Consider the following 22,330-nt stretch of genomic DNA (forward strand, 5'->3'; position numbering starts at 1 on the left):
CGGCGGCGGTGCCGACGATGTTGTAGGCGATCAGGTGCGGCACGTGGCTGGTGATGGCGAGCACGAGGTCGTGGTGCTCCGGGCTCATCGTCTCGACGACGGCGCCGAGCCCCTCCCACAGCGCGCGCACGCGCGCGACCGCGGCCTCGGCCGTTCCCTCGGGGGGCGTCAGGATGCACCAGCGGCCGGAGAACAGCGTCGCGAAGCCGGCATCCGGGCCGGAATACTCGGTGCCGGCGACCGGGTGGCCCGGCACGAAGGCGACGCCGTCAGGCAGGTGGGGCGCCACGGCCGCGACCACCGAGGCCTTCACCGAGCCGACATCGGAAACCACCGCGCCGGGCTTCAGCCGCGGCGCCATCGCCGCCGCGACCGGGCCGATGGCGCCGACCGGCACGCACAGGACGACGAGGTCGGCCTCGGCGCCACCCGCGGCGGCGTCACCCGTGACGTGGTCGGCGATCCCGAGGTCGCGCACCCGCTCGCGGACGGCCGGGTCGGAATCGATCGCGACGATCCGCCTCGCCAACCCGTGGCGGCGGGCGCCGCGGGCGATGGACGAGCCGATCAGCCCGAGGCCGACGACGGCGAGGCAGCCGGGCGGCGCGGCCTCAGGCACGCTCGCCTCGCACGAACGCGGCGAGCGCGTCGAGGAAGGCCGCGTTGGCCTCGGCGCCGCCGATCGTCACGCGCAGCGCGTCCGGCAGGCCGTAGGCCGTGACGCGGCGCACGATCACGCCGCGCGCCGCGAGGAAGGCGTCGGCGTCGGCCGCCGAGCGGCCGGGCGCGTCGGGGAAATGTACCAGCACGAAGTTCGCGACGCTCGGCGTCACGACGAGCCCGAGCGCCCGCACGCCTTCCGTGACGCGGGGAAGCCAGTCCGCGTTGTGGGCGATGGCTGCTGCCACGTGCGCCTCGTCGGCGAGCGCGGCGGCGCCCGCCGCCATCCCCGCCGTCGAGAGGTTGAACGGGCCGCGGATGCGGTTGACCGCGTCCATCACGTGGGCCGGCCCGACCATCCAGCCGATCCGCAGCGCCGCGAGCCCGTGAATCTTCGAGAAGGTGCGGGTCATCACGACGTTGTCGGCGTCGCGCGCGAGTTCGAACCCGGCGGAATAATCCGCGGCCAGGGCGTATTCGGCATAGGCGCCGTCGAGCACCAGCAGCACGTCGGAAGGCAGCCCGGCATGCAGGCGGCGCACCTCCGAAAACGGCAGGTAGGTGCCGGTCGGGTTGTTGGGGTTGGCGACGTAGACGATCTTGGTGCGGGGCGTGAGCGCGGCGAGGATCGCGTCCACGTCCGCGGTGAGGTCGCGTTCGGGGGCGACCACGGCGGTGCCGCCGGCCGCCAGGATCGCGATGCGGTAGACCAGGAAGCCGTGCCGGCAGAAGATGCCCTCGTCGCCGGGGCCGACATAGGCGTAGGCCAGGAGCGACAGCAACTCGTCGGAGCCCGCGCCACAGACGATCCGCGCCGCGTCGATGTCGTAGCGCGCAGCGATCGCGTTACGCAGGACCGCGGAGGTACCGTCCGGATAGAGTTCGAGCCTGGCCGTCGCCGCATGGACGGCGGCCACCGCCGCCGGGCTCGGGCCGAGCGGCGTCTCGTTCGACGAGAGCTTGTGAACCCGGCGCACGCCCGGCGCACCGCTCTTGCCGGGAACGTAGAGGTCGATCGCCAGGACGCCCGGACGGGGCACCGGGCGGGCGCGGGGAGAGGCGGACATGGGCGCGCGACTTCTGCAAGGCTGGGCTTCAGACGGAGTCCGTCTACAGCATTTCCGGCCGCGATGAAGCCGGGGGAATCTGTAGCAGCTTCTCGCCGAAGCCGACCTTGCGGTGTGGCCCCGGGGGAGGGCATCGCGTGATTTGAGCGGATTAGCGTGGCGACCCCGCCTGGGCTCGAACCAGGGACCTGCCGCTTAGAAGGCCTCTGAGGATTGAATTAGATCAACGCGCGTTCCGACAGTTTCACGATTTACCCCATCACTGAACTAGCTGGGTTTTTCGCCCTTGTCGGAATGGCTCGAGCATTGATTTTGGGCGTCCAGCTTCCAGCAGAATGCCGGCGTGACAGGCTGACAGGAAATGCAGCACCGCCAGCGAAACGTCAGACTTTCCCGTCAGGGAAATCCGCCCGCGACCACGGCCGAGTTTGACGGCCCGATCACGCAATCCGCGAGAGGTTCCGCTTGGCGAACACCGCGTTGATGCCCTCGATCAGCAGGGCCTGCATCGTCGTGTCCTCGCGCACCATCACCAGGCGGAGCTGCTGGAACGCCTCGGGCTCGAGGTAGGCCGTGCCTGCGTTGGCTGAGCGGCTGAGGGCGTTGACTGAATAGCCCCGATTGTCACGAACACCGGGCTTGGTGCAATCCCAGGCGGAGGATTGCACCGCGTGATGAGTGCAACGGAAAGCCCGCCGCGAACGCGACAGAAACACGAGTTCCCGTTTCGTCTCCCCCCCCCTGCTGCAGAGGGGAGGGTGGTTCCAGGCCGCAGTCTATGCCGCCTTATGGAGCCCACCCCTCTGATTACCGCGAACGCCGACTGTTTTGGATGGCGCTTGACCACTTACGCCATTTGGCGTAGTCTATCTTCATCGGGTCGGCACAGGCCGAACCGGAACGGCAGGAGCCGAACATGCCCAGCACCTTTCGTGCCTGCTACTTCCTCGCTGCCGATGCCCAGAGCGACGTACTGCTCACGACCGAAGAACAAGCTCAGCTCAGCGACGCCGACCTCACCGAAGCGGCAGTTGCCGAAGCTCATCGCGCCGACCTTATCGGGGACGCGCATCCCGGCACGACAGAGGCCGATCTTCGCGCCGGTCTCGTCATCGGGGATTATACCCTCGCATGACCGCTTCTGACCTCGCCTCGCTCGCATCCGCCGCCTACGGCCCGCAGTGGCAATCCGCCCTCTCGCGCGAGATGCGGATCGCCTTACGCACCGTCCAACGTTGGGCGGCGGACGGCATCCCGAAGGCCGCGACCGCGGCCGGTATTCGGGCCTTTCTGACCGATCGCGCGCGAATAAAGCTGGCTGGCCCGGTCTCGGGTGCGGACGGCGATGCGCGTGACGACGCTGCCTTTGCGGAGTGCGAGCCGGTGGTTGCGGCGCTTATCGGCGCGGGCGAGGATGCCGGCTTCCACGAGGCAGAGATCCTGGCTGCGGTCCTGTCGATCGTGATCGGACGCATGGCCGATGGCGCCGGCATCCCGGCGACCGTCTCGACACTGAGGCAAGTTATTGACGGCCTCAAAGAGCAACGCGACTCATAACGTCGTCGGGGGCGTGTTCCTGGTGCTGATCCTGGTGCGCGTCGCTGTGGCGGTGCTCTACGCGCGGTGAGGGTCGCGGGGCCGCTACGCGTGCGCCACCGGCAGCTCGCCCACCTGCGTCGTGTAGCGCGGCGTGCGCATCTCGAATTTCGTGCTCCAGGTCCGCGTCTCGGCGGGCCCGGCCCGCGCCGGCACGACGGTGCCCCGTCCGAACCGCACGTTGCAGGCGTCGATCGCCGCCATGAGCGCGCCGGAGCGCTCGCGATCGAGCCCGCCGATGAGGGCCCGCGGGCTGTCGGCGAGGCGCATCAGGTCGGTGGTGATGACGCCGGCCTTGCTGTACCGCCACGGCCGCGCACCCTGATCCCGCCAGGTGCGCGCGACGCCGTGGAGCGCCGCCCGGATCAGCGCCAGGGTGTCGTTCGTGGCCTCCGGCAGCGTCACGGTGGTCGAGACCGAGCGCATCGGTGCCCCGCAGTCGTGCTCGCTCGTGTGGTAGAACACCGTGACGTGGGTGGTGCCGAGCTCCTCGCGCCGCAGCTTCTCGCCGAGGCGCGTGGCATGGGCGGCCACCGCCTGCTCCAGCGTCGGCCGGTCCTCGACGCGGGCCGAGAACGACCGCGTCACCGCGCAGCCCTTGCGCTGCGCCGGCATCAGCCCGAGCGGCAGGCAGGACAGGCCGCGGAGCTCGTGGACGATGCGCTCGCCGACCACCGTCAGGCTCTGGCGCACCGGCCGCGGGTCGAGGTCGCGCAGATCCGCCACCGTGTCGACGCCCATCGCCTCCAGCCTGGCGAGCGAGGCCCGCCCGATGCCCCAGACCTCGCCGGCCGGGATGCGGCAGAGCCAGTGGTCGTAGGCCTCCGGGTCGGTCAGGTCGCACACGCCGCCGAGCGGCGCGATCCGCTTGGCGATGTGGTTGGCGAGTTTGGCGAGCGTCTTGGTCGCGCCGATGCCGACGCAGGTCGGGATGCCGGTCCAGGCGCGCACCGTCGCGCGCAGATCCCGCGCCAGCTCGACGCGGCGATCGCCGGGCACGTCCGACAGGTCGAGGAAGCTCTCGTCGATCGAGTAGATCTCGATCGCCGGCGAGAACCCCCGGTAGACGGCGTTCGCGCGGGCGCTCATGTCGCCGTAGAGGACGTAGTTCGAGGAGAAGACGCGCACGCCCTGCGCCCGGCACAGCGCGCGGATCTTGAACCACGGCTCGCCCATGCGGATGCCGAGGGCCTTGGCCTCGACCGTGCGGGCGATGGCGCATCCGTCGTTGTTGGACAGCACGATCACCGGCACGCCGGCGAGCTTGGCGTCGAACACCCGCTCGCACGAGCAGTAGAACGCGTTCCCGTCGACGAGCGCGATGGCGCGGCTCACCGGCGCAGCCCGCCCCGCGCGACGTGCCAGCGGATCGAGAACCGGACGACGCCCCAGATCTCGGCCTCGCCGTGCTCGCCCAGGAAGAACGCCGGCAGGTCCGGATTGTCGAACGCCAGCCGCGCGGCCTTGCCGTCGAGGAGGTACCGCTTGCAGCTCATCTGCCCGTCGATCGCCGCCACGACCACGTCGTCGTGCCCGGCCGTCAGGCTGCGGTCGACGCAGGCGAGATCGCGGTCGTGGATGCCGGCGCCGCGCATCGAGTCGCCGCTGATCTGCCACAGGAACGTCGCCGGCGGGTTCGGCACGAGCCAGCGCGGCAGCTCGAGCGCCCCTTCCAAGAAGTCGTCGGCCGGCGACGGGAAGCCGGCGCACAGCGCCTGTCCCAGGATCGGGACGAGAACCGCGTCTATGCCGTCGGATCGCAGTGGATCGACCGGGATGAGGCTCACCTGTCCGCCTTCGATCTGCTAGAACAGAGCAAGAACAAACAGGCGGCCGGCGCAAGGTCAAGGTGGGTGCCGGGGGCCTGTGGATATCGGGGACGGCGGCCGGTCCGGCCTTGGCGATGGGAGATGAAGCGATGGGGATGAAGACGACGTTCGTGGTCCAGACCTTCGCGGTGAAGCGCAAGCGCCTGGTACCGGGCGACCGCGAGGTGGCGCCGACCGAGAGCGGCGCGATGAAGAAGGCGGAGGCGATGGCCCGGCGGCTGCCGGGCACCGCGGCGCTGACGATCGTGGCCGACGACGAGACCGGGGAACTGGAGAGCGCGACGATCCTCGGGCAGTTCGGCGCGGTGCCGGAGGACTTCGCCGAGGGCCTGCAGGGCGGCTGAAAACGCAAAACGCCCCGCCGCCCTTTCGGGCGGCGGGGCGCTGGCGCGTTGGCCAAGACCGGGCGGAGGCGAGGCCGGTCTTACGGCTTGCCGGCGTCAGCCGGGCGTGCGGCGGCGATCGAGATCGTCGAGGCGCCGGAGGATGCCCTGCACCGTGTCGCGCGGGGTGTTGAGGTCGGTGACATCCTTGCGGACCTGGTCGATCTGGCGCTGCAGGGCCTCGTCCCTGATCCGCTGGCCGGCCCAGATCTCGCCGTGCTCGCCGCGCGGAACGACCGCCTTCTGGACCGCGTCGATGTCGCGCTCGATGCGCTCGACGCGGGCGTCGCCGAGGCGCTGGATGTCGTCCCGGCGCTGGCTGAGCACGGCCAGGCGTGCGTCGATGTCCTCGCGCTTGACGTAGCGTTCGGCGCTGATCTCCTGCTTGGCGATCATCGCTTCGAGCCGGCCCTGGCCCGAGCTCAGGAAGGCGAAGAAGCCGGACCCGATCAGGCCGAGCACGGGGACGAGGATCCCGATGGGCGCCCAGTTGATGCTGGATCGGGACTTCAGGTCGGCGGCCAGGGCGTTGAAGCCCCGGTCGACGGTGTTCGTCAGCGCGGCGACCCCCTCTTTGAGGCCGGCGATGTCCCGCTCGTTGCGGACGAGGCGTTCGGCATAGTCGGCGCCCGGGGCGAGTGGCTGCATCGGCTGGGTCTGCTGCTGGGTCATGATCCTGGCCCCCAAGGCCGGGTTTGCGCGCCGGTGTTCCGGTCGCGCGGAGGCGGGCCGCAGGCCTGCGAAAGTTTCGCGGGCCTGCGGGGCGGGGTCAGCGGGCGAGCTCGCGGCGCACGGCATCGATCCAGGCGACGGCGCGCGCGCCGCACGCGGACTTGGCGCGGTCGAGGACCTTGGCGGTCCCGATGATCCGGACGACGTCGGCGCGCGTCAGGGCCCGGTCCGGGATCTCCGGGAACGCGCGCTGCAGGCACGGGCCGACGTCGGCCGGCGCGGCCGGCAGCGTCACCTGGATGCCGGGCGCCCGCGGATCGATCGCGGGCGGGCCGTCAGAGTGACCGCAGGCGGCGAGAGAGGTCGCGATCGAGGCACACGCCAGTGCGGCGCGGATCGTGGGCAAGCGCATCGGTGAGGTCCTTCAGCTTGGTGGCTTGCGCGCGGGCGTCCGCGAGATCCCGGTCGGCCTGCGCGCGGTCGTTCCGGACGATGGTCTCCGCCTTCTCGGCGCGCGTCCGCTCGGCGGCGATCGCGCGCGCGGCGTCGCGGGCGTAGGCGTCGTGCGCGCCCTTGGCCTCGGCCGCCTGCCACAATGCGGCGAGGGCGAGGAGCGCGGCGCCGGCGAGGACGAGCGGCATCCGCAGCCGCCCGGGCAGGATGGCGACGCCGAGGACGGCGAGCAGTACCAGGCCGAGGCCGGAGAGGCCGGCCAGAGCCGCGAGCGGCGAGAAGGCCGCGCGGGCGTCCGCGAGGAGCGCGAGCGCGAGGGTGAGGCGGTCGAACATCAGGCGGGCGCTCCGGCGAGGTGGGGGAAGCGCCGGGCGAGGCGCGCCGGCATCGGCCGGCCGGCATCGTCCCAGCGCGCGTAGAGGGCGTAGAGGGCGCCGGCGACGATGATCGCGCCGGCGGCGAAGCCGAGCACGGTCCCGGCTGAGAACTGCGCCTGCGCCTGCTCGGCCTGGTCCTTCAGCGCCATGGCGTTGTCGAACATCACGCCGAGGCCGACGGTGCCGGAGGCGGCCGAGCCCTGGACGGTGCGGGAGGCGCCAAGGTTCGCGTCCTTGGCCGCCACCGCGAGCGGGGCGGCGGTGTCCAGCGCCGCGACCGTCGCGTCGTCGAGCTCGCCCGTGACCGGCAGCCCGGCGCGGCGCTGGAGCAGTTGCACGGCGCCGACGGTGCGGTCGTCGTGGACGCCGTCGACCGCGCCTACGGGATAGCGCAGCGCCTTGAGCCTGGCCTGCGCCGGGATGGTGCGCACGGCCGCCTCGGCCTTGGCGAGGTAGGCCCTGCACTCCGCGAGCCCCGTCTGTCCCCCGTTGACCCGGCGCCGCACGGCGGCGACGTCGCCGGCGTCGGCGAGCGCGTTGCAGTCGTTGTCGGTCCAGAACGTCAGCGCGGCCGCGAGCGCGCCGGCGGGCTGGCGCAGCCGGTCGGGATCGGCCTCGAAGCCGGCGGCACGGTAGTTCGCCCGGCCCGTGGTCTGCAGGTCGCCGCCGCCGCGGTAGCGGTAGCCGTCGCCGGGCCGGGTGTTGCCCATGCGGCCGCCGTAGACCTTCTCGGCCAGGGCCTTGGGGTTGCGGGCGTAGGGCCTGGCTGCATCAAGGCTCGGGAACCGCTTCGGCCAGACCGCGCACAGGCGCTCGGCCGAGTAGGACAGGTCCTCCTCGAGACGGCGGAAGCCGCCGGTCTCCGTCGCGATCTGCGCCAGGAAATGCGCGATGCGGGCGGGCGTGGCGATCTCGGCCGTCGCGATGCGCGCGTCGGCCGCCTGGAACGCCGCGACGATGTCGGCGCGCGCGGCAGGCGCCATCGCGCGGATGATCCGCGTCCAGTCGGTCATGATGCAGGTCCGTCGATGTGGAGATGTCGGAGGCCGTAGGACGCCCGGCGCATGCGCGGGGCGAACCCGGTCAGAACGGGAGGGTGACGCGCAGGCGCAGCGGCGTGCGGTCGTCGAGCTCGAGGGTGCGCAGCCGGCCGGCGTCGAGGATCAGCAGCCCGGTCGGCGGCACCGCCCGCCCTCGCAGGAGGCCGGCAAGCGGCGCCGGCGGGTGCGGCACGGCCGGGGCCCGCCCCGCCGCGTGGGCGCCGGGCGGGAACGCCACCGCGCCGGCGACGAGGAGCCGGCGCATCCGGGCCGGCGCGGCCCTCGTCATCGGGGCAGTCGGGTCAGGCGCACGGCGACGACGCCGCGGCCGGTGATGCCGAGCGCCCGGGCGGCGCCGAGCGAGAGGTCGATCAAGCGGTGCAGGCGCGGGTGCGGGCCGCGGTCGTTGATCCAGACGACGACGCTGCGGCCGGTGGCGACGTCCGTCACGCGGACACGGGCGCCGAACGGCAGCGTCCAGTGAGCGGCCGTCATCCCGAGCGGATCGAAGCGTTCGCCGTTGGCGGTCACGCGCCCGGACTCGTAGCCGTAGAACGACGCGCGGCCGACCCTGTCGGCGCAGGCGGGCGTGACGCCGAGCAGGGCGCAGGCGAGGGCGGCCCGCAGCGCGAGGCGCTGGAGGATCATGGCGGGCTCCGGGCATGAAAAAACCGCCCGGAGGCGGCGGGATCGGACGGGAGAGGGGCGAGGTCGGGCGCTATCCCGGCAGGGCCGGGGCGTGGCGCGTCAGGCGGCCGTCGCCGGCACGCCGCGCTTGATCTCGTCGGGACGGCCGTCGGCCAGCAGTTCCATCTGCCGGAGCAGGCCGAGGCCGTCCTCGACCTGATGGTCGGCGAGGTCGATGACGGCGGTCGGCGCCAGGGCGTCGGTGCGCCGGAGCATCACCGCGAGCGAGGCGACCATCATCAGGCGGGCGCGCTCGGTGGCGTCGGCCGCCCTGAGGTCGGCGGCGGTGACCGTCTCGCCCGCAGTGATGCGGATCAGCGCCTCTTCGTCCGGCCGGAAGAGGCCGTAATACTCGACCACGCTCACCTGGGTGCGCATGGTGACGTGCCGGAAATCGTGCGCGGCGTCGATCACTGACTGACCGCCGGAGTTCCACATCTTGTCGGCTTCGACGTAGACCCAGGGCGTCGAGCTTGAGGCGACCTCTTGATCGCCGTCCTTGAGCAGGTAGGCACTCATCATTCCTGGTCCTTATCCGAGGCCGAACAGGAGGGCGGCGCGACCGATCCAGGCCATGCGCGGCCCCGGCGGTAGCGCCGTCCGCTGATCAGAGTTAATCCCGCCTATGAACTCCTGATCAGCCGGCATGTTGCTGAACGTGCCCTTCGTTGCGACCGACACGAGAGCGCCTTTCGCACCGCCGGTGAGCGCAACACCGAAGAGCGAGGCCGAACGCGACCACAACCATTTTGCATATTGCGTCAGAGAACTGCTTACTCCATAGAACGCAGAAATGTAGACCATTGATCCGGACGTGAGAAAAGCACCTACGAATTTTAGATTTGTGTCTGCCGCAATCAATATCGTCGTCGTACCAGCCAAACCGTAGATCGGATAGCCGATATCAAAATCCTTTGTCCTGATATTGTAATTGCTACCGCCATCGAAATCGATCGCCGCAACGACGATCCTGTCCTCGGTGGTTCTGACGCCAATCGCCTCATAAGATGAGCCAGAATACCCGGTCAAGAAGCTGGAAGAACTGAATATTTCGCCTTGATAGAGCGTCAGACCATCGGCCGATAGACGAGCGGTGGACCATCCATAGGATGACGAGCCATAGACCGCGAAGGCGCCGCCGTCATACAGGCCCGCAACCATTCCCAGTTGGGCTGCGTTTAAGCCCAGACGCAATGTATATGAAGCGACCAACACGCCTGATGCGTTGATCACATACATCATAATATCTGGTGATACATAAACAACCACAGCAACGCTGCCGTTTGCCAGCATTGCGTAACCGTTGCCGGTGTCCTTGATATTGGGATACCCACCGATAGTCCACATTTGAACGGGTGCGGATGCGCCAGTGGTTGCGTAATTGAACTGGTACATCACATAAATTGGAGAAGAACTATAACTTGAGATCCAGACCTTCGTTTGCCCAGGGATTTTTTCGATCCTAACGTTTCTTGGAGCACTATAACCGAATGGCGTGTTTGACCATCCCACTGCAGCTCCCGCCGCTGTGTATGTGGCGATGTTCAGCAAATTTGATGTGTGACAGAATGCAAGCACAAGATAGCCATCCGGCGTGAACAGCACGTCACTACTGATGTTACCATTAAGAAGGTACCAGTCGGGTGCGGTTGTCGGCTTGGCGAGAGTTGCGGCGCCTGTTCGCGCACCACCGTTATTAAAAGTCCACAGATTTGGCGCGGTATTATACGCAGTTGTAAAAATAACGGCAAAATTATTGGTATCAACGATGCGAACGCGAAGCCATTTGTTGGCGCCATTTAGCGTTGTGCCGATAGGGTAGGAACTCAAAAGATTTGAGTATATGTCATAGACACGAACGTATAGATCTAAAGTCTCATTGATAGGCTCAACGACGGCAAAGTTCCCATTACCGAGGGTGACACCCCACTGAGCAAAATCTATATCGTACCCGCCCCATGAGGATGCCGACGTGGCAATCGTCTTGTTGACGAAGCTCGAAAGGCCGACCGTGACTTTGTTGACGAGCGCGCCAAGAGCCGGTTTCGCGCGGTACAGACGGCCCGAACGCGCGATCTGAACTATGTCATCTTGAGCGATGACCTCCCCAGCGAGCAGCGAGACGGCCTGATTGTCGGTTCCCGACGAAGCCGATACGCCCGGATTGACCTGACCCATCAGACGCTCCTCTCTGGTCCATGGACATTGACGGACACCGCCGCATCCGAGACCCAGGCGTAGATCTTCTCGCCGGCCACCAGGAACATCCCCGTGGTCTCGGCCTCGGTCCCGGGCGGCAGGGCCTTGCCGTAGACCCACTCGTCACCCGTGACGGGGGTGCCTCCGGTCGGCGTCGTGGTGCCCTTCCACAGCCGGATTGTGCCCGCGCTCGATCCGGTGTGGCAGAACCGGACGTTCTTCGTGGCAACCTTGCCTGCGAGGCACGTGTAGAGCAGCGTGACGGTATTGGCGGTGAGGATGGCCATCAGAACCCCGCGAGGAAGAAGGCATCGACCGTCGAGCACAGGTCGGACAGGCGCGTGCGGCTGTCCTTGAGCAGTGCGCCCGTCGTCCCGTCGAACAAGGGTAAGGTGCCGTCGGCGGATGAAACCGGCCCGTTGAGCGTCCCGGTACCATCGATGCCGCGCTGCGCCAGCATCACGAACTTCGCGGCATCGAAGGTGCCGCCCGACGTGTGCGAGATGGCGCAGACCTGGGTCGAGCCCTGGTAGGTGACCGTGCTGGCGGGCGCCGTGGCGGTGTAGACCGTGCCGGAAGCCCATGGGACGGGCGGCGTTTGCCAGGTCTGGGGGCCGGGCACCGCCGAGTCCGCCCCGGCCCGGCCGTCCTGGCCGGGCTTGCCTTCAGGCAGCGGCACGGCCCTCCGGCGCAAGCCGAACACGAACGTCGCGGTGCGGCCGTCCGGGGACAGGACGATGTCGTCGAGCCCGGCCCCGTCGCGGCCCGGCTGGACGCCGGACGCGATCTCGGAGGCACCCTCGCTCCGGTCGAAGACGCCGCTGCTCACGGGCAGATCCCTTGCTGGACGATCAGGGGGCCGAACTTCACGCGCTCGGCGCGGCCGTCGGGATAGGTCGCCACGACGTCGAAGGCGTAGGTGCCCGCGGGCACGCGCCGGGCCCGCTCACGCGGGATCGCCTCGGCGACGCCGCCGAGCCGCGCGTTGGTGACGGCGAGGCAGCCGTCGGCGGTGCCGCAGATCAGCTTCGGGCGCGGATCGGTGATGGCGCCGGCCGCGTCGATCGCCTTCAGGGCCAGGGTCAGGGCGGCGCCGGTGAGGTCGATCGGCACCGCGGCGTAGCTCTCCGCGAGGCCGACCCTGAGCCAGAGCGGCCGGCGCGCCGCGTCGACGTCGGCCTCGAAGCTGGCAGCGGCGGTGAAACCCGCCGTCAGGTCGGGGCGCACGAGGTAGAGGTCGCCGGCGTAGACCCGTGCCATGCCCGGCAGGCAGGCGGCGCCCGCGGCCCAGGCCGGCGTCCCGGCCCAGGGCGGGGCGATCGCGGCGCGGCGCTGCAGCGCGTAGCTGCGGTACCAACCCGCGTTGTTGGGCACGCGGTAGGGCGCGTCGGGCGTCATGGCGGCCTCGGGCTGCGCGGGGGAAGGCCTACGGCTCGGCCAGCGTCGCCACGGCGGCGTCGACCGCGGGCAGGTCGGCCAGCGTGCCGGCGGCGATCCGCGCCTCGATCGCGCCGAGGCGCGGGTAGGTCGAGGAGATCCACTCGCCGACGAGCGTCGAGAGCCGCACCAGCTGCGCGCCGGTCAGCATCGTCACGACGCCCTCGTTGTCGATCCACGTCTTGGTGCCGGCGGGGTAGGCCTGCCCGAACAGCGCGAGCAGGCCGAGGTCGGCGCGGGTCTGGTTGGTGCCGTCGCACAGCACCGGGACCGGCGCCGCGCCGGCCTCGGCGACGTTGACGACGACGCCGTGCGCCAGCACCGCGGCCCAGCCGCGCCGCGCGAAGGCGGCGAGCATGGTCTTGTCGATCGGCGGCGCGCGGTAGGGCCGGTGGTCGTATTGCGAGGCGGTCGCCGGGCCGATGCGCTCGAGCTGCACCAGCGACCCGGTCCAGGGCACGAGGTAGGCGCCGGGGTGATCCTCGAGCGACAGCACCGCGTCGTCGCGGTAGTCCCCGCAGACGAGGTCGGCGACGACGCCGTTGATCTCGGCGCCGAGCTTGATGGCGAGCAACATGGTGATACCCCTCAGATGACGCGGCCGCCGTCGCTGGAGACTTGGCCGATGGCGGGTGCGTAGGCCCCGTTCGCGCCCGTGCCGCTGGCGCCGGCGCGGTTGAGCACCCCGCCGCCGAAGGCCGAGCCGAACACGTTGGTGGCGGTGCCGGTGCAGTTGAGCGCGGAGACGTAGCAGTTCTGGCCGGCCTGGATGGCGATCGGCGAGCCCGAGAACGCCATGCCGTTCAGGTTGACCGCGCCGCCGTTGACGCCGGACGCGCCGACGTTGACGCAGTCGCGCGAGACCGAGGAGGTGGAGCCGACCACCGAGCCGTTGTTGCCGATGATCCCGACGTCGCCGGCCGCGCGCGAGTACAGCGCCGCCGACGTGAAGTCGGCGCACGCGACGTTCGAGCCGCCGATCGAGCTCACGTTGTACTGGCCGTTGGAGAGCCCGGCGAGCGTGCCGAAGGCCAGCACCGCGACGGTCGAGGCCGACTCGGCCGAGATCCCGGTGGAGCCGCAGCCGAGCCCGTAGTTGATCCCGGCGACGTAGACCGTGGCGAACGCGAGGCCGATGCCGCGGTAGCCGGCGCCGACGCTGGCCATGCGCGTGAGCTTGTAGTCGCCCGAGCGGAGCACGATGTTGTCGCCGAGCGTCCCGTCCGAGGTGACGATGATGTCCTGAAGGTTGGACAGGCCGCCCTTGATGTACAGGCGGCGCCCGCCGACGAAGGCCAGCTCGGTCTGGTAGACGTAGCGCAGCGAGGTCAGGTTCGCGGCGGTGTCGGCATAGCGCGAGCCGGCGTCGTTGCCGGTGTAGCGCAGGGCCGAGGGCAGCGGCTGCGAGCCCCGCAGCGACGCGCCTTCGAGCGAGATGCGGTCGCTGTCCAGATGCTGGAAGTTCTGATCGACCGTCTGCGGGAACAGGCCGCCGACATAGACCAGCCGTAGGAACCCGTTGAGGTCGACGCGGCGGCGGCTCGCCCAGAAGTTCGCCGCGTTGATGTCGGCGAAATCCGCACCCGCGCCGCCGATCGTCTTGATCAGCGCAGTCCGGATGATGACGTTGTTGACCGGCGTCAGCACCGTGAAGAAATTCGCCGGGCCGTTGTAGCGCAGGGTGATGATGTCGCCCTTGAGGTAGTCGCCCTTGGCGAGCAACCCGCCGCCGTTCTGGCCGATGCGCCGCGCCGGCAGGCCGTTGAGGCTGATGAAGGTGTCGCCGACGACGTCCTGGTTGAGCACCACGTCGATCGGCAGGCCGGTGAGGTAGGCGGTGTGCGCCAGCACCGTGCCGACCGTGATCACGCCGGGCGTGACCGAGGTGTCGACCATCGTCGTGGTCTGGCCGCCGCGGATCGCGCGCAGCAGCTGGAACCAGTCGTCGTCGGTCGGCACCAAGCCGGCGGCGCCGATGACGTTGACGATCTCGCGCTGCGGCGCCTCGATCGCCTTGGGCGAGACCTTGGAGCCCTGCTGCTGCTGGGCGAGGAGCTTGCCGGAATAGGACGCGTTCGGATCGTTCGATCCGGCCGGAGCGTGATACAGCATCGGGCTCTCTCGGAGGTCGGGGGATGCGGGGCGTGCGGCCGCGCGTGGCGGCGCCGCGACGGCGCCGCGCGGACCGCGGTCAGGCCGCTGGCGCGTCGGCGGTCAGGCCGCGGGCGCGTCGTAGGAAAAGTGCAGGCGGGTGTGCTGCGGGCCGAGCCGGCGCAGGAGGCATTCGAGGTCGAGCGCGGGCGTGTAGCCTTCGAGCGGGTCGCCCTCGGCCCCGAGCACGGAGCCGTCCGTCCCGTCGGCGCTGCAGCTGAAGGCCGACAGGCTCGGGTCGGCCAGGTGCACGACCCAGTCCGCCCAGACGTCGGCGCTCTCGTCGGCGGTGACGTAGCCCTCGAGCGCATCGCCCTCGAGGCCGAGCTCGGAGCCGTCGACGCCGTCCCCGCTGCAGGTGAACCACGTCTCGATCGGGGTCGCGCCGGCGAGTTCGTCGCCGGAATCGGCCGGGCCGGGCAGGACGTAGCTTTCGAGCGGCACGCCGTCGTCGCCGATCTCGTCGCCCGCCGGCTCGGAAGGGTCCGTGCAGGTGAACCACGCCTCCGTGACGTCGCCCGCGACGCATTCGGACACGTCGCACAGGAACTGGTCCGGCTCCTCGATCGTGACCGCGTGGCCGAGCGAGGTGGCGACGCAGGCGAAGTAGGCGGGCGAGGCGCCGCCCTGCGCGCCGAAGCGCGCCCGGACCATCGCCACCCGCTGCTCGACCGTGCGCGCGGCCGGCATGCACGGATCGGGCAGGCCGAGCTCGGTCTCCCAGTCGGCGAGCGCGATCGTGGCAGCCGACGGGAAGGTCTGCGTCGCGACCGTGAAGTCGCGGGCGTTGACGTCCGCGACCCAGCCCGCCACCGCGCGCCAGAAGCGCCGCATCACCGGCGAGGCGCCGCGGCCGTCGCCGGCCTCGTCGCGGCCCCAGGCGGCGCCGCGCGGCGTCAGCGCGAGCACCTGCGGCAGGAGGTCGTCGGCGCTCGGGGCCGACTGCCGGTCGGCCACCGACGGCGGCACGGCGGGCAGCAGCGCGCACGGCCAGCCGGCTGGGATCGTGTCCGACATCCGCGCGGCCTCAGACGTAGGCGATGGCGCCGGGAACCGGCAGGTAGCCCGCCGTGACGATCACCGTGGTGGCCGGCGCTGCCAGCTCGTGCCGGTCCTCGCCGGTGGCGCGCGAGATCGCCTCGTCGATCCACGAGCGCGAGAAGCCCACCGCCGTGGATGTCCCGACCTCGGCGCGGTCGGCGAAGGTGGCGAGGATCTCGTCCTCGACCGCGGCGCGGACGTCCAGCGTGTCGGGCGAGAGGCCGGAGATCGCCACGTCGACCGGCAGCCGCAGCGGCTTCAGCGCGAAGACCCGCGCGGTGACCGGGCGGCGGACCGGATCGTCGCAGTAGGCCTGCACCAGCGCGACCTGCGCGTCGCTCGGGATGCCGTCGGGTTGGTCCGTGACCGTGAAGCACAGCCACACCGAACGGGTGTCGTTCAGGAAGCTGTCGACGTAGGCGCGGCGCAGGATGCCGGGGCCGAGGGCCTCCTCCGCCCAGGTGGCGTAATCGAGCGCCGACCCGCCCTGCGGCGGGGCGCGCTTGCGCCGGAGGATGCGCGCGCGGAAGCCCTCGAGGGTCTCCGCGCCGGCGCCGCCGGCGAGCCCGGCGCCGTCGACGGCGGCCGACGGCCCGAAGCCGTCCGGAACGTCCTGGTTCGGCGCGAGCGTCAGCGGGAAGCCGGCGCCGAGGTTGCCGGCGGCACCCGCCGCATCCGCCTCCACCGGCAACGCCACGACGTTGCCGGTGGTCGTGGCGCCGGCCAGCGTGGTGTAGGTCGCCCCGCTTCCCGAGACGAACACCAGGCCCTCCGGCACGACGAGCCCGTGGCTCGATGCCGCCAGGATGGTGCCGGAGGCGGCCGACGCCGGCTCCTGCGCCAACCCCAGCTCGAAGCCGTGGCGGGCGAGCCAGAGCGCGCCGGCGCGCGACGCGAAGATCTGGTCGTAGAGCCAGGCGCGGCGCAGCTCGTGCTCCTGGCCGAGCAGCGCCAGCACCTTGCCGATCACCCGGAAGGTGTTGGGCAGCACCAGCGCGATCGCGCCCGGCAAGCTTTGCGTGAAGAACAGGCTGATGCCGCTCGACAGGCTGGCGAGTGTGCGGACCTCATAACCCGCCATCGGCACGGCTCCAGAGCAGGTCGAACTTGGCCGCGTAGACGGACGATCCGTCCCGTGCGAAGGCTCCGATGTCGAGCCGCAGGGTCTGCGCGTCGTAGTCGGGCACGGCCTCGACCGTGATCCGGGCGACCGCGCCCTGCCGGATCAGGCAGGCGGTGGCGCGCTCGGCCTCCGCCGCGGCGCGCCGGGCGACATCCTCGGACAGGACCTCGCGGCGCAGCTGCCATAGGGTCGAGCCGAGCGGGCCCTCTCCGGAGGCCGCGTCGAGGTCGAAGCCGTCGCCGGGCCAGCCGCGGGCGTCGCCATTGTGCTCCGAGCGCAGCATCGAGACGTCGGCGCGCGCGTCCGTGAACAGACACAGGACGAAGGCGGTCTGGAGCGGGTCGGCGGCGCGCAGGCCGCCGATCCCGCCATCGGCCGCGCCTGTCGCCATCGCGAAGTCGCCCACGAACCCGGGCTGGCCGGCGCCGGAGAAGCCGTTGAGGCCGCCCAGGACGATGTCGGGCGGGAGCACGACGACGCCGGCCTCGGATAGCGGCCCACCATCGGCCAGCGGCGTCAGGATGAGCTGCATCGAAGCCTCGGATCTCGGGCGCTTCAGATCTTGGCGAACACGACGGAGGACGGCCCGGCCTGCGTCATCACCGCGTGGGTGCCGCCCTCGGCGCCGAGGTCGATCCGCCCCTTGCGGACCACGATCTTGAGGTCGCCGACCTGCACCGTCGTCTTCTCGGCGCCCTCGACCACGGTGGCGTGCTTGCCGGTGACCCGCAGTTCCCTGGAGACCAGCGAGACGATGTTGCCGTTGGCGTCGTAGAGGGCGCTGGTGCCGACATCACGCTTGGTCGGGCGGTGATCGGGGTCCTCGCCGCCGAGGAAGGCCTTCAGCGTGCGGCCGCCGTCCTGCCCCCCGAACTGCACGCCGAAGCCGTGGCTCTTGGCGGGCATGTTCGAGTGGAAGCCGAAGGGCTGTACTCGATGGACGCGCTTGATCGTCTCGCCGTACTGGCCGAGGATCGTGACCGTCTGGAGCTTGCCGGTGTCATCGCTGTCGACGATCTGCCCGCGGAACAAACGCCCGCCCATCGCGGCCCCCTATTCCGACTCGGACGTGTTGCCGCCGCCGAAGTCGGCGTCGTCGCCGAGGCCGCCGGCGAAATCCTCGCTCTCGGACCCGCCGCCGCCGCCGGCGCCCGAGCCGGACCCGGAGCCGGCGGCCTTGCCGCCGAGCGTGCGCGGATCGACGAGGGTGAGGTCGGCCCAGGTGCCGCCGCCCTCACCGTCCGTCACCGCCTGGTTGTAGGTGACGCTCTTCACCGCGAGATCCTGATCGATCTCCTCCTCGTCCCACACGACGGGCACGAGGTGGCCGGGCTGCCAGAGCTGCCCGCCGTCGTCGCGCCAGGTCGAGACCCTCAGCGCGATCGAGATGCCGGAGCCGGAGCGGCGCAGGCGCTCCCATTGGCCGCGGCGCTTCAACTCTTTCGAGGTGTGGTCGCCTTCGTTGAACAGGATGTAGGGGCGATGCCGCCCGACCGATCCGTCCCTCGCGACCTCTTCCTGACGCAGGGATTCCCTGTCGGTACCGCTCGATCTCTGACCGCGCACGTGAACGGCCGAGCGCTTGTTTCGGATCGAGATGTTGAGCTTCCAGCGCCCGCACGGCGGCTCGCCGTGCACGAGCGCGCCGGCATGCCGGTTGGAGCCGGCCCGGGTGATCTTGACCGATCCGTCCGGCTGGCCGGTGAGCAACACCCCGAGATGGCGCGCCTCGCGTTCCAGCACCTGGAACATCGACTGGCCCGGCACGAGCTGGACCTCGGGCAGCTTGGGTAGCGCCACGTCCGCCTGGAAGCCGATCTTCCATTCGTCGAACTCGGTGGCGACGTCCTTCAGGTCCTTGTTCTCGACGAGCCCGGTCTTGTGTCTGACGGGAGGGCAGTCGATCGCGTCACCGGCCTTCGAGCGTCCGGAAATCCCGACCTCGTGCGTTCCGACGGCGCTCTCGACCTCGTACTCGTCGACGTGGCCGGTGCAGAGCAGGTCCCCGCCGGAGAACGATCCCATGCCCTGGCCGGCGTCGGGCGAGGTGTAGATCTCCAGCAACCTGCCGCGGCGGAGCAGCTTGGCCTGCGCCGACCAGGCCGGGTTGGAGGCGGCCAAGCTGAAGTGGATCGCGGCGGCCTCTGCCGCGCGGGTCACCGCCACCGTCTGCCAGCCCTGGAGCGCCTGGCCGTCGACCACCAGCGTGACGATCTCTGGCAGCGACGGCATGGCGGCCTCCGGGCGTGGGCTCAGGTCTTGGGCGTCAGCGCCTCGAGGGTCGCCGGCATGAACAAGGGCGTGCCGACCGCGTTGCGACGCACCAGTTCGGCCGCGCGCGTCGGATCGGCGTAGAGGCTCCAGGCGAGAGCTCCGGACGGGAAGGAGCGCATCGCGTTGACCACCGACACCGGCTGCAGCGTGGTCGCCTGCGCCGCGAGGACGGTCGAGCACTGGCGCGCGGCACCTGCCAGGATGCTGAGCGGTCCCTCTCCGAGGGTCGAGGCGATCCGGTCGCTCGCGCCTGCCATCGCCGTATCAATGCGGGCACGCGCCTGCGTCGCGGACGGACGGTCGGCAAAGCCGGAGCGCGCCTCCGCCAGGAACGCCTCGCCGAGGCAGGCCGCCTCGATCCCGACCGCCAGGACACGGGCCAGGGCGTAGGCCCGCGTCAGGACCGGCGAGGCGGAGACCGGAGTGCTCGCGCTCGCCAGCCCCGCCGCGGCGTAGAGTGCCGCCGCGGCGTCGCCCGGCGCGACGTTGCGCGCGAGACCCTGTGCGGCGGTGATGAGCTCGGCGGCGATCGCGGCCACGTCCGCGCTCGACCGGATGCGGGGCGCGGCCACCTGCGCCGTGCGGCGACAGGTCGTGGCGAGCGTCGCCGCCTGCGCGGCCGGCAGCGGCAGGCTGCGCGTAAGATCCGCGAGGATGCCGGCGAGCGCCTGCGCCGTCACGGCCGCGCCGGCCAGCGCGCTCGATGGCACGTCGAACATGCTGGCCCCCAAAGCCTCGCCTTCAGAACGGGAAGGCGGAAAGGACCGCCGAGACCGCGGCACCGAGGCCGTCGAGGGCCGATTGCGCGATGCGGTCGCCGAGCTGGATGGCCGGGAAGCCGCCGGCATCCGCCCCGGCCTCGATGAACTCCAGATCGAAGGCGACCAAGCCCTGACGGGTCTTCTCGTTGTTGGTCGAGCAGTCCAGGCAGCGCACCTGACCCGGCCGCGTCATCGGCAGGATCAGGGTCGCCGCGCCCGGCGTCGAGCAAACCTCCACGAAGGCCCGGGCCCGCGTGTCGGCGTCGTCGCCGACGATGTAGGCCGACACCTTGAACTTGCGGGCCTTGCGGCCGGTGTCCTCGGTGGCGTGCGTCTCGGCTTTGACGAAGCTGTGCAGGGCGACGTGCCGGCCGGCACCGCCGAGCCCTTCCTTCTCGACCTCGAAGGAGAAGCCCCGGAACGAGGCACCGGGAACCGTCTGGGGCCAGTTGCGCATGTCGACCCTATCGCCCCGGCAGGATCTTGGTCAGCTCGCGGGCGATCTCGTTGGGCAGTTCCTGCGCGACCACGTCGAGGAAGGCGTCGCGGGTGGCACCCTCGACCATCTCATACGGGATGAACACGCCCGACTTCTCGACCGTGATCTCACCCTTCCACTTGCCGGAGGCGTTGTAATAGACCTGACCGTTGAGCTTCTTCACAACATGCCGGTTCGGCGACTTGCCGGAGCGACGGAAGTAATGGCCGCTCAGGCGCTCGGTGTGGCCCGCGACCTGCGCCTCGACCCCGCCCGGCACCTCGCGGGCGTGGAAGTAGCGATAGCTGATGTTGCCGCCGCGGGTGTAGAGCGCCGCCCGCGGGTTGCCGGGCGAGGCGCGCAGCATCCGCACCGCCTTGACGATCACCAGCCGGTTGAGGCCGGTCTGCGCGGTGAGCGCCGGGATCACGCGGGCCTTGGTCCGCGTGAGCACCCGGTTGAGCACCAGCGCCTGCGCGTTCGGGAGCCTGTGCCCGAAACCTTCGAGCGCCTTGGCAAGGCCGGCGGCGCCGGCGGCGGTGTCGAGCGTGATCTCCAGCATGTTCGGCCTCGCCTCCCGTCCCGCCGGCTCAGACGCTCCACCCGCCCTCGGCCGCCGGCATCGAGACGCCGACGTTCGGCTTGACCGGACCGGAGCCGGTCGCGGTCATGCCCTTGGTCCGCGCCCGGAGGCCCGGCGCCGCTTGCACCTCGACGGTGTGGTGCGAGCGCAGGTTCATCTCCTCCATCCGCGCCGCCGCCCGCTCCATCCGGTCGGCCGGGCTCTCGCCCTCGGGCATGCGGCGGTCGAGCAGACCCGGATCGCCGCCGGGCGGCCCGAAGGTCTTGGAGCGGATGCGCCCGTCCGGCATGCGCATGGTGCCGTTGCCGAGATCGACGCCCGCCTTCCTGTCGAGGCCCGGGATGACGGATGCCTCGGGCGCGACGGCAGACCCCGCCTTGGACATCGGCACGGGCTTCACCGTGCCGATGCCGTCGCGCAGGCCGATGCCTGCGCCCTTCCGGCCGTACCAAGCACCCCAGCCCTCGCGCCGCGCGATCCGGAGAGCGAAGTCGACCTGCTCGCGCCAATGCGTCGGATCGCTGGCGTGGTGACCGGTCTCCTTCGTGTAGCGGTCGCCGAGGCCGCCGGAACGCCCGTAGTGAAGTTGGAACGGGCCGAAGCTGGTCGGCTTGCCGCCCTCATAATCGCCGGGGGTCAGGCGGTTCGGCGTCGATCCGCGCAGGCCCTCGCTGTTGGCGATCCGCAGGGCAATGTTCGGATCGATGCCCTGCGAGAGGGCCGAGGCGCGGATATGCGCCGCGAACTCGGGGTGGATACCGCGCAGGTCGCCGGCGGAGATGCCGCCGCCACCCGATCGACCGACAACACCGCCGTCAGGGCTACCGCCGCCGGAGCTGCCGGAGGGGATCGCGCCATCCCCGCCGAGGTTCGAGCCGCGGATCATGCCGCCTTGGCCGCCCGATCCGCCGCCGAACGATGCCTTCTGGATCAGCCCGCCGCCACTCGCCCCGCCGCCGCCCGAACCATCGGCCGAAGCGAAGCTGATCGGGATCTTGATCCCCTCGGAGAAGACATCCTTCAGCCGCTCGAACAGGGTCCGACCCTGCCGCTCGACCTCGGGGGCCTTGGTCTCGATGCCCGAGCGGATGCCGTCACCGGTCTTCGTGCCGGCCTCGGTGCCCGCCTCGCCGGCCGCCCGTTTCAAGGGCTCGAAGATCTCCGGTCGTGACGGCGGCAGGGGCGCGTTGACGACGGCCCTGCCGAACGCGTCGCCCGCCTTCCGCCCGGCTTCCTTCGCCTCGCGCTCGGCCGCCTCGGCGTCGATCATCTTCGGGTGTGGGCGCTGCGGCAGTGCGGGTGTGGGCGCGTCCGGATCGAGCCCCCCCTTCAGGCCGAACGCGGCGGCCCCCCGCCCGATCGCCAGCGGCGCCTGACCGGGGTCGATCGACATCCTCGGTGGCGCGCGGGCCGCATCGCGCTTGGCGAGATCGCGCTTGGCGAGCCGGTCGGCATGCACGATCGCGGCCCCGAACGCATAGCCGGCCGGGTCGGCACCGAGCAGGGAGTTGTCGAGGTA

The 22,330-nt window shown here is 70.7% G+C and carries 29 protein-coding genes and 1 pseudogene; 3 read left to right on the forward strand and 27 right to left on the reverse strand.

Annotated features, from left to right (window positions below):
* From ACFE86_RS12370 to ACFE86_RS12380, 3 genes are all read right to left on the reverse strand, one after another.
* The coding region (locus ACFE86_RS12370; protein ID WP_375455629.1) for a prephenate dehydrogenase/arogenate dehydrogenase family protein at positions 1-619 on the reverse strand (619 nt) is incomplete at its 3' end.
* The gene (locus ACFE86_RS12375; RefSeq protein ID WP_375455630.1) at positions 612-1,727 is read right to left on the reverse strand and encodes a pyridoxal phosphate-dependent aminotransferase; all 1,116 of its coding nucleotides are present in this window, start codon (positions 1,725-1,727) and stop codon (positions 612-614) included. The genes ACFE86_RS12370 and ACFE86_RS12375, both read right to left, overlap by 8 nt.
* Positions 1,728-2,167: 440 nt before the next feature.
* Complete coding sequence (locus tag ACFE86_RS12380; protein ID WP_375455631.1) at positions 2,168-2,395, reverse strand: ribbon-helix-helix domain-containing protein; 228 nt, start codon at positions 2,393-2,395, stop codon at positions 2,168-2,170.
* 248 nt (positions 2,396-2,643) lie between these two features.
* Between ACFE86_RS12380 and ACFE86_RS12385 the strand changes: the two genes are divergently transcribed.
* Positions 2,644-2,862, forward strand: coding sequence for a hypothetical protein (locus tag ACFE86_RS12385; protein WP_375455632.1), 219 nt, complete (start codon positions 2,644-2,646; stop codon positions 2,860-2,862).
* Positions 2,859-3,284 (forward strand): hypothetical protein, encoded by a 426-nt coding sequence (locus ACFE86_RS12390; protein WP_375455633.1) that lies wholly within the window; start codon positions 2,859-2,861, stop codon positions 3,282-3,284. Before ACFE86_RS12385 ends, ACFE86_RS12390 begins: the two co-directional genes overlap by 4 nt.
* A gap of 84 nt (positions 3,285-3,368) precedes the next feature.
* Here ACFE86_RS12390 and ACFE86_RS12395 read toward each other — a convergent pair whose 3' ends face one another.
* The gene (locus ACFE86_RS12395; RefSeq protein ID WP_375455634.1) at positions 3,369-4,658 is read right to left on the reverse strand and encodes a Y-family DNA polymerase; all 1,290 of its coding nucleotides are present in this window, start codon (positions 4,656-4,658) and stop codon (positions 3,369-3,371) included.
* A complete protein-coding gene (locus ACFE86_RS12400) occupies positions 4,655-5,110 on the reverse strand; it encodes a LexA family protein (protein ID WP_375455635.1) in 456 nt (151 codons plus the stop codon). The genes ACFE86_RS12395 and ACFE86_RS12400 overlap by 4 nt, the downstream gene beginning before the upstream one ends.
* Positions 5,111-5,241: 131 nt before the next feature.
* Here ACFE86_RS12400 and ACFE86_RS12405 point away from each other — a divergent pair, with 131 nt between their 5' ends.
* Complete coding sequence (locus ACFE86_RS12405; protein ID WP_375455636.1) at positions 5,242-5,496, forward strand: hypothetical protein; 255 nt, start codon at positions 5,242-5,244, stop codon at positions 5,494-5,496.
* A 96-nt stretch (positions 5,497-5,592) separates the two neighbouring features.
* Here the strand turns inward: ACFE86_RS12405 and ACFE86_RS12410 are convergent, their stop codons facing one another.
* The 22 genes and pseudogenes from ACFE86_RS12410 to ACFE86_RS12515 form a co-directional block, all read right to left on the reverse strand.
* On the reverse strand, positions 5,593-6,207 hold the full coding sequence (locus tag ACFE86_RS12410; RefSeq protein ID WP_375455637.1) for a hypothetical protein: 615 nt from the start codon (positions 6,205-6,207) through the stop codon (positions 5,593-5,595).
* 97 nt (positions 6,208-6,304) lie between these two features.
* On the reverse strand, positions 6,305-6,619 hold the full coding sequence (locus tag ACFE86_RS12415; protein ID WP_375455638.1) for a hypothetical protein: 315 nt from the start codon (positions 6,617-6,619) through the stop codon (positions 6,305-6,307).
* Positions 6,543-6,995, reverse strand: coding sequence for a hypothetical protein (locus tag ACFE86_RS12420; protein WP_375455639.1), 453 nt, complete (start codon positions 6,993-6,995; stop codon positions 6,543-6,545). Before ACFE86_RS12420 ends, ACFE86_RS12415 begins: the two co-directional genes overlap by 77 nt.
* Positions 6,995-8,050 (reverse strand): peptidoglycan-binding protein, encoded by a 1,056-nt coding sequence (locus tag ACFE86_RS12425; RefSeq protein WP_375455640.1) that lies wholly within the window; start codon positions 8,048-8,050, stop codon positions 6,995-6,997. The genes ACFE86_RS12420 and ACFE86_RS12425 overlap by 1 nt, the downstream gene beginning before the upstream one ends.
* Before the next feature lie 70 nt (positions 8,051-8,120).
* A complete protein-coding gene (locus ACFE86_RS12430) occupies positions 8,121-8,366 on the reverse strand; it encodes a hypothetical protein (RefSeq protein ID WP_375455641.1) in 246 nt (81 codons plus the stop codon).
* A complete protein-coding gene (locus ACFE86_RS12435) occupies positions 8,363-8,725 on the reverse strand; it encodes a septal ring lytic transglycosylase RlpA family protein (RefSeq protein WP_375455642.1) in 363 nt (120 codons plus the stop codon). Before ACFE86_RS12435 ends, ACFE86_RS12430 begins: the two co-directional genes overlap by 4 nt.
* A gap of 99 nt (positions 8,726-8,824) precedes the next feature.
* Positions 8,825-9,283, reverse strand: coding sequence for a hypothetical protein (locus ACFE86_RS12440; protein WP_375455643.1), 459 nt, complete (start codon positions 9,281-9,283; stop codon positions 8,825-8,827).
* 12 nt (positions 9,284-9,295) lie between these two features.
* Positions 9,296-10,942 (reverse strand): hypothetical protein, encoded by a 1,647-nt coding sequence (locus tag ACFE86_RS12445; RefSeq protein ID WP_375455644.1) that lies wholly within the window; start codon positions 10,940-10,942, stop codon positions 9,296-9,298.
* The gene (locus tag ACFE86_RS12450) at positions 10,942-11,250 is read right to left on the reverse strand and encodes a hypothetical protein (protein ID WP_375455645.1); all 309 of its coding nucleotides are present in this window, start codon (positions 11,248-11,250) and stop codon (positions 10,942-10,944) included. Before ACFE86_RS12450 ends, ACFE86_RS12445 begins: the two co-directional genes overlap by 1 nt.
* Positions 11,250-11,792 (reverse strand): hypothetical protein, encoded by a 543-nt coding sequence (locus ACFE86_RS12455; protein WP_375455646.1) that lies wholly within the window; start codon positions 11,790-11,792, stop codon positions 11,250-11,252. Before ACFE86_RS12455 ends, ACFE86_RS12450 begins: the two co-directional genes overlap by 1 nt.
* Positions 11,789-12,361, reverse strand: a complete 573-nt coding sequence (locus ACFE86_RS12460; protein WP_375455647.1) for a hypothetical protein — start codon at positions 12,359-12,361, stop codon at positions 11,789-11,791. The genes ACFE86_RS12455 and ACFE86_RS12460 overlap by 4 nt, the downstream gene beginning before the upstream one ends.
* Positions 12,362-12,389: 28 nt before the next feature.
* Positions 12,390-12,977 carry a hypothetical protein gene (locus ACFE86_RS12465; RefSeq protein ID WP_375455648.1) on the reverse strand — a complete coding sequence of 196 codons (588 nt, stop codon included), beginning with the start codon at positions 12,975-12,977 and terminating at the stop codon, positions 12,390-12,392.
* Between the two features lie 11 nt (positions 12,978-12,988).
* On the reverse strand, positions 12,989-14,512 hold the full coding sequence (locus ACFE86_RS12470; protein WP_375455649.1) for a hypothetical protein: 1,524 nt from the start codon (positions 14,510-14,512) through the stop codon (positions 12,989-12,991).
* A 102-nt stretch (positions 14,513-14,614) separates the two neighbouring features.
* Entirely contained in the window at positions 14,615-15,568 is a 954-nt protein-coding gene (locus ACFE86_RS12475) for a putative phage tail protein (protein WP_375455650.1), read from the reverse strand.
* A gap of 10 nt (positions 15,569-15,578) precedes the next feature.
* Positions 15,579-16,673, reverse strand: a complete 1,095-nt coding sequence (locus ACFE86_RS12480; RefSeq protein WP_375455651.1) for a baseplate J/gp47 family protein — start codon at positions 16,671-16,673, stop codon at positions 15,579-15,581.
* Positions 16,660-17,247, reverse strand: coding sequence for a phage GP46 family protein (locus ACFE86_RS12485; RefSeq protein ID WP_375455652.1), 588 nt, complete (start codon positions 17,245-17,247; stop codon positions 16,660-16,662). The genes ACFE86_RS12480 and ACFE86_RS12485 overlap by 14 nt, the downstream gene beginning before the upstream one ends.
* 23 nt (positions 17,248-17,270) lie before the next feature.
* Complete coding sequence (locus tag ACFE86_RS12490) at positions 17,271-17,759, reverse strand: phage baseplate assembly protein (RefSeq protein ID WP_375455653.1); 489 nt, start codon at positions 17,757-17,759, stop codon at positions 17,271-17,273.
* Between the two features lie 9 nt (positions 17,760-17,768).
* Complete coding sequence (locus tag ACFE86_RS12495; RefSeq protein ID WP_375455654.1) at positions 17,769-18,947, reverse strand: phage baseplate assembly protein; 1,179 nt, start codon at positions 18,945-18,947, stop codon at positions 17,769-17,771.
* Between the two features lie 20 nt (positions 18,948-18,967).
* Entirely contained in the window at positions 18,968-19,708 is a 741-nt protein-coding gene (locus ACFE86_RS12500) for a hypothetical protein (protein ID WP_375455655.1), read from the reverse strand.
* Positions 19,709-19,730: 22 nt separating this feature from the next.
* A complete protein-coding gene (locus ACFE86_RS12505; RefSeq protein WP_375455656.1) occupies positions 19,731-20,207 on the reverse strand; it encodes a DNA circularization N-terminal domain-containing protein in 477 nt (158 codons plus the stop codon).
* Between the two features lie 7 nt (positions 20,208-20,214).
* Entirely contained in the window at positions 20,215-20,790 is a 576-nt protein-coding gene (locus tag ACFE86_RS12510; RefSeq protein ID WP_375455657.1) for a hypothetical protein, read from the reverse strand.
* A gap of 28 nt (positions 20,791-20,818) precedes the next feature.
* Positions 20,819-22,330: pseudogene (locus tag ACFE86_RS12515) on the reverse strand (hypothetical protein); the annotation flags it as partial.

The sequence above is a fragment of the uncultured Methylobacterium sp. genome (assembly GCF_964244095.1).
Classification (GTDB): domain Bacteria; phylum Pseudomonadota; class Alphaproteobacteria; order Rhizobiales; family Beijerinckiaceae; genus Methylobacterium.